Consider the following 13,023-nt stretch of genomic DNA (forward strand, 5'->3'; position numbering starts at 1 on the left):
ACCCGCCACCAGACAAACCCACAAACCAAAACCAGATGGCCTTCCAATGGCCGCAAATTTAAACCGGACAGTAGTGGGACAGGCCCGAGGATCTGCAACCGACCGATCATACGATACGTGAGTAGATCCTCGGGACAAGCCAAGCCCGAGGATGACGGCGAGGAATTGGCGCAGGTCGTCTTTTCCCCTACGAAACCGGCGTACCGTCCAGCAGATAACGCACATCCCGCACCGGCGGCGATTTCCGGAATCGGGCGGTCTTGTCGCTCCAGATGCCGCGCGTGATGGCGGGAAGGGCGGGGAGCCGCGCAAGGGCATGGCTCAGCGCGCCGCCCATGCCCTTCTGCTTTTTCGCATCGAGAAAATGGCGAAGCTCGAATTTGGCGCGGATGTGTTTTTCATGTTCGCGCAGGATCGCCGTTTCCTCTGCCGAAAGCCGGCAGCCGGCGAGAATGGCCTTATCCGCCTCATATAAGCGGCGAAGATCTTCGGTGCGATGGCGGCCGCTCAGCGAGTTGCCGCGCACGATCGCGCCGTAACCGCAATGACGTATGACCTTGTAACGCGCGCCGGCGGCCAGCGCCCGCACGTAAAGCTCGTAATCTTCGCCGAGCCGCAGGCCGTCATCGTAACGCAGTGCGTGTTTGTCGAGAAAAGCGCGGCGTATGACTGGCTTCAGAAACCCGGTTTCCCCGCGTTCAACGCCGGGCCTGGAAATATTGCCTTCCACGAATTCCGTCAGCGACAGAAACCGCGCCTGCGGTTCGAAGCGCGCCGGCTGCATGGAGGATGCGCCGGGGACCGATTGCTGGATGAAGGCGATATTGTCGGCCACCAGATCCCAGTCATCGTCGGCCAGCATGGCGGCAAAACGGCCGCGGAAAAAGAAGTCGTCCGCATCGAGAATGCTGATGAGCGGCGCGGATGAAATCGAGATGGCGTGGTTGCGCGCAGCCGAAGGGCCTCGGTTGACCTCGAATCGCACGACCCGCAGACGGCCCGTGCCGTCATCCGCCGCATGCGCCACATCGCTCGTCGTGTCGGTGGAACCATCGTCGATCACCACCACTTCGCCGACCTCCGGCTCCACAAGGGCGGAACGTATGGCGACATCGATTGTTTCGGATGCATTTTTCGCAGCGATGATGACGCAAATGGGCTGTGAACCGCTCACCATGGATTGTCCTTCTGCTTTGACCAACCGTCAGGATTTGGCCAGCAGAAAGTGTCACGGGTGTGGATGCAAGCGATTTTTTTGCGACGCAATAAATGAAGCTGCGTGAAAGCTCACATATCGGTCAGTTTCGCACCGTGCGGCGGCGGGCTTTTTACGGCGTCCGCCTGCATTGCCTCGGCGCCACGATCCCGCGCGAAGGTTTCGCGTATCCGCCGCTTTTCCCGGGCGACCAGAACGAGAATCCCAATGAAATAACCGACTTGCAGAATGACCGCGCAGATGAGGGTCTGGATGAATGCCGTGTAGAACGAGCCGTGGATGAAATATGTCGCAACCGCAAAGGTAAGCAATGCACCGATCATGCTGAAAAAAACACGAGGTGCATACATGGTGCTCTCCTCCCGAGAACGATTTCTCCATTTTTGACTGCGCTGCGGCATTTTTCTTCTTTGCAAGAAATATACGATGAGACCGGTGCTGTTTCAACACACATATACTTCTTCTAACGGTTGCGGCATGAAATTTCGGTAATCTTGATTGGTAAATTCCTCGGTAATCGATGACTTCCCCCAATCGGGGCTGCCTTACCAGGCGATTTCCTGCTTTTTAGAGACATAAAATCGTTCTCTTGCGGCCATTGTCGGCTGTCTTACGCCCTCTGCAGACTTCGTTAACCATCTCGCCTTTAAAAAGTCGGTATTGATTCCTCAGCAAGAGCAAGGTGCCCGCGTGACAACGAGTTCAGAAGTAATCGCCTTTCCGGCAAAGAACCGTATTGCCGACGTAAAAAGATGTGCAACCATGCTCGACCGGCTGCATGGTGTGGAGGCGAATGATTTCTGGCGCAGGGAGTGCCGTGAACTGGCCGCCCGTCTGATGGCGCTTGGCTATGAGGACGCCGCCATGCGGCGCGAGGTCATGGAATTTCAAAACGCCGTGCAGGCTGAATTGTGGGCGGGCGATGCCGCGCCAGAGGCACGCCGCGACAGCCATTGAGGCCTCAGCGTTTTCCATAAAAAAGCCGGCAGGTGTCAAACCTGCCGGCTTTTTTGTTCATGCCCGTTTGATCAGGAAGCGCCGGCGCCGCGTGTGCGGGCAACGCCGTCGAGTGCGGGCTTGTATTTCGGGTCGAGCCGGGCGGCATGTCCATAGGACTTGGCGGCCTTGGCCATCTCGCCGCGACGCTCATAAACAAGCGCCTGGTTGGCCCAGGATTCCGCCACATTGCCATCCAGCGAAATGGCGTGGTTGAAATCGGCAAAGGCGTTCTCATCGTCGTTCAAGGCGACATAGGAAAGGCCGCGGCCGTTATAGGGTTCCGGCGAGGTCGACGACAGCGAGATTGCCTTGGAGAAGTCCTCGATGGCCTGGGCATGCTGGTTGCGCAGCTGGTAGATCAGGCCGCGATTGTGCCAGGCGCGTCCATCGGTGGTTTCAAGCTCGATGGCGCGGGAGAAATCGTTGAAGGCTTCGTTCACACGCCCGGACTGGCGGTAAAGATTGCCGCGGCCGATCAGCGCCACATCGTAGCTCGGATTGATTTGCAGGGCGGCGTTGTAGTCCTGCAGGGCCTGCTGCTGCTGCCCGGAGTTGCGATAGACCAGCGCGCGGTTGGCATAGGCCTGATAAAAGCGCGGGTTGAGCTGCAGCGCCTTGTTGAAATCCTCGATGGCGCGGCGCGAATCGCCGGCGCGGCCGTAAGCCGAACCGCGGACGTTATAGCCTTCGGGATCCTGCGGATTGGCGTTGATGACCGAGGTAAGCGAGGCGATGTTTTCCTGCGAACCCTGGGCACGGTCGATCCTGAACACATCTTCCGTCTGGTTGGATGTCGCGCAGCCGGAAAGACCGGCAAGGACGGTACAGACGACCAGAGAAGCGCGGAACCCTCTGTTGTTTTTCAATGGCACCCGGCGCGTTGAGGCATCGGAGTTTTTCACAACACAGGCGTCGACAGCGATCATTCGGTGTGGGTTCCCTCGCAGGCCGGTCTCACGGTCGTTTTCAAGAGCGTTCTCCGGCCACAAACACAAAGAGCGGCGGCGAATTGATCGCCCCCGCCCAACAAGCATTCAAAAACGTCCAAAAGACGGCCTATTAACGGCCTGCGCGGGGGCCTGCAACCAGACCTTCGCGCTGTGCACGCTTGCGTGCCAGCTTGCGAACGCGGCGAACGGCTTCAGCCTTTTCGCGAGCGCGCTTCTGGGAGGGCTTTTCGTAGTAATCGCGCATTTTCATTTCACGGAAAATGCCTTCGCGCTGCATCTTTTTCTTCAGGGCGCGGAGCGCCTGATCAACGTTATTGTCGCGGACTAGTACCTGCACGTGAATCCCGTTCCTTTGGTTTGGTTAATTTGCTATGTGAATAAGGCATTCGCACGCAAATAAAAAATCGTTCGTTCGGCTGTCGAGCCGGGCGATTGGTGACGTGCAATAACAGATCATTTGAGCCAAGTCCAGCCGGTAGCGCATAATCACCCAGCAAAATGCGGCTTGCCCGGAATTCTGCCTGCGATGTCGAAACAAAATCATTGCGGCGTCGCAAAATGGATATTGCCTCCCATCCCGATTTGCCATGTGTATGATAAGGGCCGGAGCCATGTTTCCGGCTTCTGGCCGGTTCTTGAGGAGCAGATTGCGAATGCGCAAATATTCCGTTTTTGCCGTGGCGCGTGAGGCGCTCAGGGGTCATAAGGGGTGGGATGCGCAATGGGCCTCGCCCGAGCCGCGCAAGGATTACGATGTCATCATCATCGGCGGCGGCGGCCATGGGCTGGGGGCTGCCTATTATCTTGCCAAGGAACACGGCATTACCAATGTCGCGGTTCTGGAAAAAGGCTGGCTTGGCGGCGGCAATACCGGCCGCAACACCACCATCATCCGCTCCAACTATCTCTATGAAGAGAGCATGGATATTTACGAGCATTCCCTGAAACTGTGGGAAGGCCTGAGCCAGGATCTCAATTACAACGTCATGTATTCGGCGCGCGGCGTGATGATGCTGTCGCACAATATTCATGACCGGCAGTCCTTCAGCCGCCATATCAATGCCAACCGTCTTTACGGCATCGACAATGAGTGGCTGACGCCGGAGCAGGCGAAAGCCTATTGCCCGCCGCTCGATATATCAGGCAATGCGCGTTATCCGATCAACGGCGCTGCCCTCCAGCGCCGCGGCGGTACGGCGCGCCACGATGCGGTGGCCTGGGGTTATGCCCGCGCGGCCTCCGACCGCGGCGTGCACATCATCCAGAATTGCGAGGTTACGGGCATCCGCCGTGGGCCGGACGGGGCGGTGACGGGTGTGGAAACCAATCGCGGTTTCATCGGTGCGAAGAAGATCGGCGTTTCCGCTGCCGGTCATTCCTCCGTCATCATGAAAATGGCGGATGTGCGCGTTCCGCTGCATTCCAACCCGCTGCAGGCGCTGGTTTCGGAGCCGCTGAAGCCGATTTTCCCCTGCGTGGTGATGTCCAACACGGTCCACGCCTATATTTCGCAATCCGACAAGGGCGAGCTGGTCATCGGCGCGGGCACCGATCAATATAACTCCTATTCCCAGACCGGCGGCCTGCAGATCATCACCCACACACTCGACGCGATCTGCGAGCTATTCCCGATCTTCCGCCGCGTCAAGATGATGCGCCAATGGGGCGGCATTACCGACAACACGCCTGACCGCTCCGCGATCCAGAGCGTGACGCCGGTGCAGAACCTCTTCGTCAATTGCGGCTGGGGCACGGGCGGCTTCAAGGCGACGCCGGGTTCGGCCAATCTTTTCGCGCATCTCATCGCGCGGGGTGAACCGCATCGTCTGGCGGCGGGGCTGACGCTCGACCGGTTCCGTACCGGCCGTCTTATCGATGAGGCTGCCGCTGCCGCGGTGGCGCATTGATGCTGGCGGCGGCCATGCTTGCGATCAACATATCAGGCGCGGCCGTGCCCGTGCCCGTCGGCAGCGTCATTCCCGAGGCCAGGGATTTTCGCAGCCAGAAGATTGCGAAGATGCAGGGTGAGAAAGACTGGCCCTTCATGGCGGAAAAAGGCCTGCTTCTCTGCGCTCCAAGTCTCGCGAACAAGATGGTTTATTTTGTCGGTGAGAAGGAGGATGGCGGGCAGGATTACCCCTTCGCGATCGACACCGACATGATGGCGGTTGCCATCGTCAATATGGGCCGGGCCTCGGCGCTACGCCCTTTCGATAATTTCGAGCAGCTTTTAAAGCGGCTTTCCCCTTTCGTAGCCATGGGAAAGCGGCTGTGTGACCAACCCGCCGGAACGATCCTTCCGGAAAATTCTCTCTAGGTGGAGCGACGATGCTTCTGATCCATTGCCCCTATTGCGGGGAAGACCGTTCCGAACTGGAATTCCGCTGGGCGGGCGAAGCCCATATCGCCCGGCCGGAAAACATCGCCGATATTTCCGACGAGGCCTTCGCCGAATATTTCTTCATTCGCGACAATGACAAGGGCCTCGTTTTCGAGCGCTGGCGTCACATTCACGGCTGCGGCCGCTTCTTCAACGCCGCCCGCGATTCGGTCAGCGACAAATTCCTGATGACCTACAAGGCGGGTGAGCCGAAACCCGATACTGAGACGGTCCTTTCCGCAGAAAAGGGAGCCGGGCAATGAGCGGCGATTATCGTATCAAGGGGGCCGGTCGTCTCACCCCGGCCAGAACCGCGCGCTTCACCTTCGATGGCAAGATTTATCAGGCGCTGGAGGGGGACACGGTCGCCTCCGCGCTTCTGGCCAATGGCGTGCATCTGATCGGCCGCTCGTTCAAATATCACCGGCCGCGCGGCTTCCTTTCCGCCGGGCCGGAAGAGCCGAATGCGCTGATCGACGTTTCCCGCGACAGTCTGCGCAAGCAGCCCAATGTGCGTGCCACGGTGCAGGAAGTGTTCGACGGCGCGATCATCGCCTCGCAGAACCGCTTTCCGTCGCTATCCTTCGATCTGAGCGCCATCAACGATCTCCTGTCGCCGATGTTCGCGGCCGGTTTTTATTATAAGACCTTCATGTGGCCGAAGGCCGCCTGGCACAGGATTTACGAACCGCTGATCCGCCGCGCCGCCGGTCTCGGCAGGGCGCCGAGCGAGCCGGATGCGGATCATTATTCCGGTCGTTATGCCCATTGCGACGTGCTGGTGGCCGGTGCCGGCGTTGCCGGTCTGACGGCGGCGCTTGCTGCCGCGAAAACCGGCGCCAGCGTCATTCTGGTCGATGAAAATGCCGAAGTCGGCGGCGCGCTGCGTTTCGACACTGGTACTGTCATTGACGGTCTGCCCGGTTACGAATGGGCGCAGAAGGTTTTTGCCGAACTGAAGTCCCTGCCCAATGTGCGGGTTCTGACCCGCACCACCGCTTTTGGTTATTACAACCACAATTTCGTGGCGCTGGCCGAGCGGGTGACCGATCATCTCGCCACGCCCGCCAGACACCAGCCGCGCGAGCGGCTGTGGCAGGTGCGCGCCAAAAAGGTCGTGCTGGCGGCGGGTGCGATCGAACGTCACATGGTCTTTGCCAATAATGACCGCCCCGGCATCATGCTGGCCTCGGCCGCACGTACCTATCTCAACCATTACGGCGTCGCCGTGGGTCAAAATGTCGGGGTCTACACCGCCCATGATTCGGCCTATGAGACGGCCTTCGATCTGAAGAAGGCCGGGGTGAAAATCGCCGCCATCGTCGATTGCCGCGAGAACCCGGATCAGCGCCTGCTGGATGAGGCGCGGGCGCTCGGCATCGAAGTGCTGGCGGGCCATAGCGTTTACAATACCGCCGGCCGCCTGCGTGTGTCTTCCATGACAGTTGGCCGCAATGGCGGTTCCAACAAGCGCAAGATCGCCATCGATGCGCTGGTGGTTTCGGCCGGATGGACGCCATCAGTGCATCTCTTCTCGCAATCGCGCGGCAAGCTGAAGTTTGACGCGGCTAACCAGCGTTTCCTGCCAGATATCCATGTGCAGAACGGTGTTTCCATCGGCGCCTGCAACGGCACGGACGATCTTTCCGCGTTGATCGCCGAGGCTGCGGCTGCCGGTGGCGGCGGCGTGGAGTTTTCCGGTGAGAATGCAAGGATTTGGACCGGTGGCATGATCGGTGCGGCCGAAGGCGCGGGTGAGGGAACCGGCGTCAAGGCCTTCATCGATTTCCAGCACGATGTCTGCGCCAAGGATATCCGCCTTGCCGTCCGAGAAGGCATGCATTCCGTCGAGCATATCAAGCGCTTCACCACCAATGGCATGGCGTCCGATCAGGGCAAGATGTCCAATATGCACGGCCTTGCCATCGCATCGGAGGCGCTTGGCCGGGATTTGCCCAAGGTCGGTCTCACCACCTTCCGTCAGCCCTATACGCCGGTCACCTTCGGCACGCTCATCAACCATTCGCGCGGCGCGCTGTTCGACCCGGCCCGCAAGACGCCGATGCACGAGGAAGAGCTGGCTGCAGGTGCGGTGTTCGAGGATGTCGGCAACTGGAAGCGCGCCTGGTTTTTCCCGCGTGCGGGCGAGGACATGCGTGAGGCGATCAACCGCGAATGCAAGACGGTTCGGACAAGCGTCGGCGTGTTCGATGCCTCCACACTCGGCAAGATCGAAGTGGTCGGCCCGGATGCGGCGAAGTTCCTGAACCTCATCTACACCAATGCCTGGGACACGCTGAAACCCGGCCGTTGCCGTTACGGCATCATGACCCGCGAAGACGGTTTCGTTTACGACGACGGCGTCGTCGGGCGTCTTGCCGAAGACCGTTTCCATGTGACGACCACCACGGGCGGCGCGCCGCGCGTTCTCCAGCACATGGAAGATTATCTCCAGACCGAATTCCCCGATCTCAATGTCTGGCTCACCTCGGCCACCGAACAATGGGCCGTGATTGCCGTGCAGGGGCCAAAGGCGCGCGAGGTTATCGCGCCCTTCGTCGAGGGCATCGATCTCTCGCCGGAGGCCTTCCCGCATATGGCGGTGGCCGAAGGCACCTTCTGCGGTGTGCCGACGCGGCTCTTCCGCGTGTCATTCACCGGCGAACTCGGTTTCGAAATCAACGTTCCGGCCGATTACGGCGCGGCCGTCTGGTCGGCGATCCGCGAAAGGGCCGAAGCCGTCGGCGGCTGCCTTTATGGCACCGAGACCATGCACATTCTGCGTGCGGAAAAGGGCTATATCATCGTCGGGCAGGATACGGACGGAACGGTGACGCCAGACGATGCCGGGCTTGCCTGGGCCGTTTCCAAAAAGAAGACGGATTTCGTCGGCATTCGCGGTCTGAAACGCGCCGATCTCACGCGCTCCGGCCGCAAACAGCTTGTCGGGCTGAAGACGAAAGACCGGCTGACCGTTCCGGACGAGGGCGGCCAGATCGTTGTCGATCCGAACCAGCCGAAACCCATGACCATGCTCGGCCATGTCACCTCCGCCTACTGGTCGGAAAATCTCGGCCATTCCATCGCTTTCGCGCTGGTGGCGGATGGCAGGGCGCGCATGGGCGAAACGCTCTATATTCCGCTCGCCGATAAAACCATTGCCGTCGAAGTGACCGACATGGTCTTCCTCGACAAGGAAGGAGCCCGTCTCAATGGCTGACAAACTTCACGCAAAACGCAAATCTGTGCTCGAGGATTTTCACGGCGGCTCTCCCTTTGTTTCGCTGAAACCCGCTGCTTCCGCCTCGCGGCTCTCGCTGCGCGCCCGGGAAAGCGCCCTGCCGGCACTTTCGGAAGCGCTCGGTCTAGCCCTGCCGGCCCGCCCGAAAAGCTCCGTCACCTCGGGCCTGCGGTCCGCTTTGTGGCTCGGCCCGGATGAATGGCTGGTGATCGATCAGGGCGAGAGCGACCTGATGGCGGCTCTCGCCGGCGTTTCCGGCCTGTTTTCTGCAACCGATGTTTCCCACCGCAATACGGCCGTCATCGTCTCCGGTGCCGGTGCGGAAGCGGCACTCAATGCCGGTTGCCCGCAGGATCTTTCTCTCGCAAAGTTCCCGGTCGGCGCGTGCTCGCGCACCGTTTTCGGCAAGGCGGAAGTGGTGCTGCTGCGCACGGCGGACGATACGTTCCGGGTGGAATGCTGGCGTTCCTTTGCCGAATATGTCGGCGGGCTGTTGCAGGAGGCGGCTGAGGACGTGGCGGTTTAACCCGCCATCCAGCCCCGCCATTCGACCCATCGCCCATGGAAATCGGCCCGGCCGATTTCCTGTTTCTCGCCGGTCGGCCAGATCTGCAGGGTAATGGCGGCGCTGCCCGGCGTCGCATCCGCCTCCATTTGCAGCCGGGCAAACGGGGCATCCGGCGTGGCGCGGGTTCCAGCGTCGGCAATCACAGCCTCGCCTTCCTGTTTCAGTCCATCGGGCAGATATTGCCAGGCGACTGAGTGATAGACGACGTGGACAGCACCCGCATATTGCGTGGCAAGGCGGCATTTCAGCCAGTCGACCGCGTCCGCCTTCTCGACATGCAGACCATGTTCCACGCCTATCCGCAGGGCGGCGGCGGTTCGCTCCAGCCTGTCTGTCTGGTCGGCCCAGACATAGGACATCAGCCGCAGGCGATCTTCCGCGGATGACGGGTCGAGCGGGTTGAGATCGCAGCCGGCGCGCTCGATAACCTCGATCCGCTCATGGGCGGGCGTGTCGCCGCGCCATTCCGGTGACAGGAAAACATCGGATTGCTCACCCCAGGCGAGATCGCCGAGGCGATATCGGTAACGGTCGAATTGCAGGTTGAGGCCCGCGCTGGCTCCGACTTCGGAAAGCACCAGCGGCTTGCCGGTCAGTGCCGCAATCGAAAGAAAGCCCGGCAGCAGAACGGCGGAACGGCGAACCTCGTTGGTTTGCGGCGGCGATTTCAATCTTTCGAGGATGAAGGCGGAATGAAAACGCAGGGCGCTGGCGCAGGCCTGCCAGAGCGCTTCTTCGTCTTCCGGCGGGATATCGGCAAGCGGCGCGATCTTTTCCTCGATGGCGAGCGCATGCAGGGCGCCCGCCAGCCGCAGGGGAACGGAATCGCCCGAGGGGCCGACATCGCCGGGCCAGGACAAGATCCGCTCGCCCACCTCGGTATGGCGGTCGAGTCTTCCTGCCATGGCGCGGCAGAGCCGTGCGGTAAAGGGCGAGCCGAGGCTGTCGCAGGCTCTTGCCTGCACGAGAAACGCATTCTTTACGGCTTCGTCATGCATGCGGTCTCTCCCTTGCGGCAGTTTCAGGCGTCTTCCGGCCTGTCCTCCGGGTTGAACTGGCTGATGGTGGTCCAGCGGGCGGTAAGCGCCGGCTTTTTCTCGTTTTCGATGTCCACCGTCACGTCATAGGTCGTCATCAACATGGCAGCGCCGCGAAAACGCGCCTCCGCCAGCGTGAAGCGGCCGCGCACCCGCGCACCGCTTTTGACCGGCGTAACGAAACGAACCGCATCGAAGCCGTAATTGATGCCCATGGTCTGTTCGCGGATGCGGGGCAGGGCATCGTAATTCAGCGCCGAAAGCAGAGACAGCGTCAGGAATCCATGTGCGATGGTGCCGCCAAAGGGGCTTTCCGCTTTGGCGCGTTCCGGGTCGGTGTGGATGAACTGTTCGTCCAGCGTCGCCTTTCCGAAGGCGTCAATCATCGTCTGATCGACGGTGATCCAGTCGGAGACACCCATTTCCGTGCCGACCAGATTTTTCATCTCCGCCAGCGCAATTTCTTTTGTCATGTTACCTCGTCCGCATTGTTTCCAGGGACTTATACGGCTGGCGACGCGAAGGGATCAACTGCGCAGATAAAACACCACGGAACGGGCGGGCAGGAAGGCGGGATTGCCGAAATCCGTGCCGATCGCATGCCAGCCATCGCCGGGCAGCGTGAAAGGAACGATCTCGCGACCGCGATTGATGAGAACCGCAAGCTCGACCTCGACGCCCGTTTCGCGGTCAGACGTTGAAAGCACCATGGCGAAGGCGGGTCCATTCGGGCTTTCCCAGTCCGCAATCGTCATGGGCTCCCCGCCCGGGGCAAGCCATGTCACATCGCCGCTGCCGGAAAAGAAGCCGGTCTCGGAAAAGACGCCGAAGCGTTTGCGAAGCGCTGCGAGAAATGCCGTGTGATCGATCAGTTCGGGCACAAGCGAAGACCAGTCGACCCAGGTGATGTCATTGTCCTGACAATAGGCGTTGTTGTTGCCATGCTGGCTGCGGCCGCCCTCATCGCCGGCGGTCAACATCAAGACGCCGCGGCTGACGAACAGGGTGGAAAGCAGCGCCTTCACATCCGCAATGCGGGCGGCGACAATGGCAGGATCATCCGTCAGGCCTTCGAAACCATTGTTCCAGGAGTGGTTTTCATTGTGGCCGTCGCGATTGTTCTCGCCGTTTTTCTCATTGTGCTTGTGTTCGTGGCTGACGAGATCGAACAGGGTGAAACCGTCATGGGCGGCGAGAAAATTGACGCTGCGGCTGTTTAAGCGGCCATGGCGGGAAAAGATCGGCGAAGACCCGGAAAGCGCATCTGCCAGCGCCCCGGTGGTGCTGGCGTCGCCGCGCCAGAAGCGGCGCATATCGTCGCGGGCGCGGTCGTTCCACTCCAGAAAGCTCTCGGGGAAATTGCCGAGCTGATATCCGCCGGGGCCGATATCCCATGGTTCGGCGATCAGCAGGCGGTCATAAAGTGCCGGGTCCGAATGCATGGCCGCGAGCGTTTCGCTTGCCATGTCGAAGCCATTGGCCGTTCGCCCGAGTACGGGCGCGAGGTCGAAACGGAAGCCATCCACGCCGGCATTCAGAACGAAATGCCTGAGAGAATCGACGATGAGCTGGCGAATATAGGGATGATCGCAGGCGACCGTATTGCCGGTGCCGGTATCGTTGACCAGCACGCCCGGCTTTCCCGGCGGGTGGCGGAAGGCGGTGAGGTTGTCGAGCCCGCGCAACGACAGGATCGAACCTTCGATATCGCTTTCGCCCGTATGGTTGAAGACCAGATCGAGAATGACGCCGATGCCTTGCGCATGCAGCGCCGCAATCGTGTCGCGCAACTCCCGCACGCCGCCGGGGCAGAGGCGCGGATCGAGCGCCATGAAACCGACGGGATTATAACCCCAGGCATTGGAAAGGCCGAGCGGCGGCAGGTGGCGCTCGTCGATCCATGCGGTGATCGGCATTAACTCCACCGCATCGACGCCGATTTTTTTCAGGTGCGCGATAATGGCGGGATGGGCAAGTGCGGCAACGGTGCCCCTGATCTCTTCCGGCACTTCAGGATGCAGCCGGGTGAAGGATTTGACGGCGAGTTCGTAAATCAGCCCGCCTTCGGCAAAAAGCGGCGGTTGACGCCTGATCGGCTCATGCTGAGAAAGAATCGCTTTCGGCATGATCCCGCCGGTCTCCGCACCAAAGGCGTAAAGTGCGGGATCGTGCCGGAAGGGGCGGTCGATCTCCGTGGCATAGGGGTCGAGCAGCAGCTTTGCAGGATCGAACCAGAGGCCGTGTTCGGGAGCGTAAATGCCGTGAGCGCGAAAGCCGTATCGCGTGCCGGGGCCGGCATCGGAGACGGTCAACCGGTGAACGTCATCTTCACCGCGCGCCATCGGCAAACGCGCCGTTTCTTTCTCGCCGTTAGCATCGAAAAGGCAGAGATCGACCTGCGAGGCGTGCCGGGAATAGACCGTGAATTCCGTTCCGTTTTCCGTCTGGATTGCGCCTTTGGGGAAAACGGAAGGTGTCTGCATGGTCTGTCTCTCCGGGGGATAGTTGTTTCTTCTTCGTAAGGGTAGAAGGTGGCCGTTAATGGAAGGCGGGTATGCGTCCGCCTGTGATCGATGGCGAACCCAAAACCTCTCCTCCGTCATGCTCGGCCTGTCCCGAGCATCTGCTACGC

At 60.5% G+C, this 13,023-nt stretch carries 13 protein-coding genes; 6 read left to right on the forward strand and 7 right to left on the reverse strand.

All coding sequences use genetic code 11. The features are described 5' to 3' along the window. Window positions 1-187: 187 nt before the first annotated feature. Together BTE54_RS11935 and BTE54_RS11940 are read right to left on the reverse strand one after the other, a co-directional pair. Window positions 188-1,177 carry a glycosyltransferase family 2 protein gene (locus BTE54_RS11935; RefSeq protein WP_078052603.1) on the reverse strand — a complete coding sequence of 330 codons (990 nt, stop codon included), beginning with the start codon at window positions 1,175-1,177 and terminating at the stop codon, window positions 188-190. 110 nt (window positions 1,178-1,287) lie between these two features. After that, the gene (locus BTE54_RS11940) at window positions 1,288-1,566 is read right to left on the reverse strand and encodes an exopolysaccharide production repressor protein (RefSeq protein ID WP_078052604.1); all 279 of its coding nucleotides are present in this window, start codon (window positions 1,564-1,566) and stop codon (window positions 1,288-1,290) included. 340 nt (window positions 1,567-1,906) lie between these two features. Here BTE54_RS11940 and BTE54_RS11945 point away from each other — a divergent pair, with 340 nt between their 5' ends. After that, window positions 1,907-2,173: a DUF6074 family protein gene (locus tag BTE54_RS11945; RefSeq protein WP_078052605.1), complete on the forward strand. Its 267-nt coding sequence runs from the start codon at window positions 1,907-1,909 to the stop codon at window positions 2,171-2,173. Window positions 2,174-2,244: 71 nt separating this feature from the next. Here BTE54_RS11945 and BTE54_RS11950 read toward each other — a convergent pair whose 3' ends face one another. Together BTE54_RS11950 and rpsU are read right to left on the reverse strand one after the other, a co-directional pair. After that, entirely contained in the window at window positions 2,245-3,141 is an 897-nt protein-coding gene (locus tag BTE54_RS11950; RefSeq protein WP_003508539.1) for a tetratricopeptide repeat protein, read from the reverse strand. Between the two features lie 133 nt (window positions 3,142-3,274). Then, a complete protein-coding gene (gene rpsU / locus BTE54_RS11955) occupies window positions 3,275-3,502 on the reverse strand; it encodes a 30S ribosomal protein S21 (protein ID WP_003508541.1) in 228 nt (75 codons plus the stop codon). A gap of 316 nt (window positions 3,503-3,818) precedes the next feature. On the opposite strand from rpsU, the gene BTE54_RS11960 reads away from it, so the two are divergent. From BTE54_RS11960 to BTE54_RS11980, 5 genes are read left to right on the forward strand one after another with little or no spacing between them, the layout of a single operon-like run. Next, complete coding sequence (locus BTE54_RS11960) at window positions 3,819-5,072, forward strand: sarcosine oxidase subunit beta family protein (protein WP_059756984.1); 1,254 nt, start codon at window positions 3,819-3,821, stop codon at window positions 5,070-5,072. After that, window positions 5,072-5,482 (forward strand): hypothetical protein, encoded by a 411-nt coding sequence (locus tag BTE54_RS11965; RefSeq protein ID WP_161987979.1) that lies wholly within the window; start codon window positions 5,072-5,074, stop codon window positions 5,480-5,482. Before BTE54_RS11960 ends, BTE54_RS11965 begins: the two co-directional genes overlap by 1 nt. A gap of 11 nt (window positions 5,483-5,493) precedes the next feature. Beyond that, window positions 5,494-5,808: a sarcosine oxidase subunit delta gene (locus BTE54_RS11970; RefSeq protein WP_003508553.1), complete on the forward strand. Its 315-nt coding sequence runs from the start codon at window positions 5,494-5,496 to the stop codon at window positions 5,806-5,808. Then, window positions 5,805-8,765 carry a sarcosine oxidase subunit alpha gene (locus BTE54_RS11975; RefSeq protein WP_078052606.1) on the forward strand — a complete coding sequence of 987 codons (2,961 nt, stop codon included), beginning with the start codon at window positions 5,805-5,807 and terminating at the stop codon, window positions 8,763-8,765. Before BTE54_RS11970 ends, BTE54_RS11975 begins: the two co-directional genes overlap by 4 nt. Further along, window positions 8,758-9,312, forward strand: coding sequence for a sarcosine oxidase subunit gamma (locus tag BTE54_RS11980; RefSeq protein ID WP_078052607.1), 555 nt, complete (start codon window positions 8,758-8,760; stop codon window positions 9,310-9,312). Before BTE54_RS11975 ends, BTE54_RS11980 begins: the two co-directional genes overlap by 8 nt. Here the strand turns inward: BTE54_RS11980 and BTE54_RS11985 are convergent. Genes BTE54_RS11985 through glgX form a run of 3 tightly spaced genes read right to left on the reverse strand, consistent with a single transcriptional unit; the run spans window position 9,309 to window position 12,874 of the window. Continuing rightward, window positions 9,309-10,352, reverse strand: coding sequence for a DUF2332 domain-containing protein (locus tag BTE54_RS11985; protein WP_078052608.1), 1,044 nt, complete (start codon window positions 10,350-10,352; stop codon window positions 9,309-9,311). The two genes, BTE54_RS11980 and BTE54_RS11985, sit on opposite strands and share 4 nt — an antisense overlap. 23 nt (window positions 10,353-10,375) lie before the next feature. Further along, window positions 10,376-10,864 carry a MaoC family dehydratase gene (locus BTE54_RS11990; RefSeq protein ID WP_020809754.1) on the reverse strand — a complete coding sequence of 163 codons (489 nt, stop codon included), beginning with the start codon at window positions 10,862-10,864 and terminating at the stop codon, window positions 10,376-10,378. A gap of 54 nt (window positions 10,865-10,918) precedes the next feature. After that, complete coding sequence (glgX, locus tag BTE54_RS11995) at window positions 10,919-12,874, reverse strand: glycogen debranching protein GlgX (protein ID WP_078052609.1); 1,956 nt, start codon at window positions 12,872-12,874, stop codon at window positions 10,919-10,921. Window positions 12,875-13,023 lie beyond the last annotated feature (149 nt).

The organism is Agrobacterium sp. YIC 4121 (assembly GCF_002008205.1).
Taxonomy (GTDB): domain Bacteria; phylum Pseudomonadota; class Alphaproteobacteria; order Rhizobiales; family Rhizobiaceae; genus Agrobacterium; species Agrobacterium leguminum.

What these genes read in the sequence shown, in the direction of transcription:
- BTE54_RS11935 (WP_078052603.1), bottom strand. Translation starts at nt 1,177, where the DNA reads ATGGTGAGCGGTTCACAGCCCATTTGCGTCATCATCGCTGCGAAAAAT.
- BTE54_RS11940 (WP_078052604.1), bottom strand. Translation starts at nt 1,566, where the DNA reads ATGTATGCACCTCGTGTTTTTTTCAGCATGATCGGTGCATTGCTTACC.
- BTE54_RS11950 (WP_003508539.1), bottom strand. Translation starts at nt 3,141, where the DNA reads ATGATCGCTGTCGACGCCTGTGTTGTGAAAAACTCCGATGCCTCAACG.
- BTE54_RS11960 (WP_059756984.1), top strand. Translation starts at nt 3,819, where the DNA reads ATGCGCAAATATTCCGTTTTTGCCGTGGCGCGTGAGGCGCTCAGGGGT.
- BTE54_RS11965 (WP_161987979.1), top strand. Translation starts at nt 5,072, where the DNA reads ATGCTGGCGGCGGCCATGCTTGCGATCAACATATCAGGCGCGGCCGTG.
- BTE54_RS11970 (WP_003508553.1), top strand. Translation starts at nt 5,494, where the DNA reads ATGCTTCTGATCCATTGCCCCTATTGCGGGGAAGACCGTTCCGAACTG.
- BTE54_RS11975 (WP_078052606.1), top strand. Translation starts at nt 5,805, where the DNA reads ATGAGCGGCGATTATCGTATCAAGGGGGCCGGTCGTCTCACCCCGGCC.
- BTE54_RS11980 (WP_078052607.1), top strand. Translation starts at nt 8,758, where the DNA reads ATGGCTGACAAACTTCACGCAAAACGCAAATCTGTGCTCGAGGATTTT.
- BTE54_RS11985 (WP_078052608.1), bottom strand. Translation starts at nt 10,352, where the DNA reads ATGCATGACGAAGCCGTAAAGAATGCGTTTCTCGTGCAGGCAAGAGCC.
- BTE54_RS11990 (WP_020809754.1), bottom strand. Translation starts at nt 10,864, where the DNA reads ATGACAAAAGAAATTGCGCTGGCGGAGATGAAAAATCTGGTCGGCACG.
- glgX (WP_078052609.1), bottom strand. Translation starts at nt 12,874, where the DNA reads ATGCAGACACCTTCCGTTTTCCCCAAAGGCGCAATCCAGACGGAAAAC.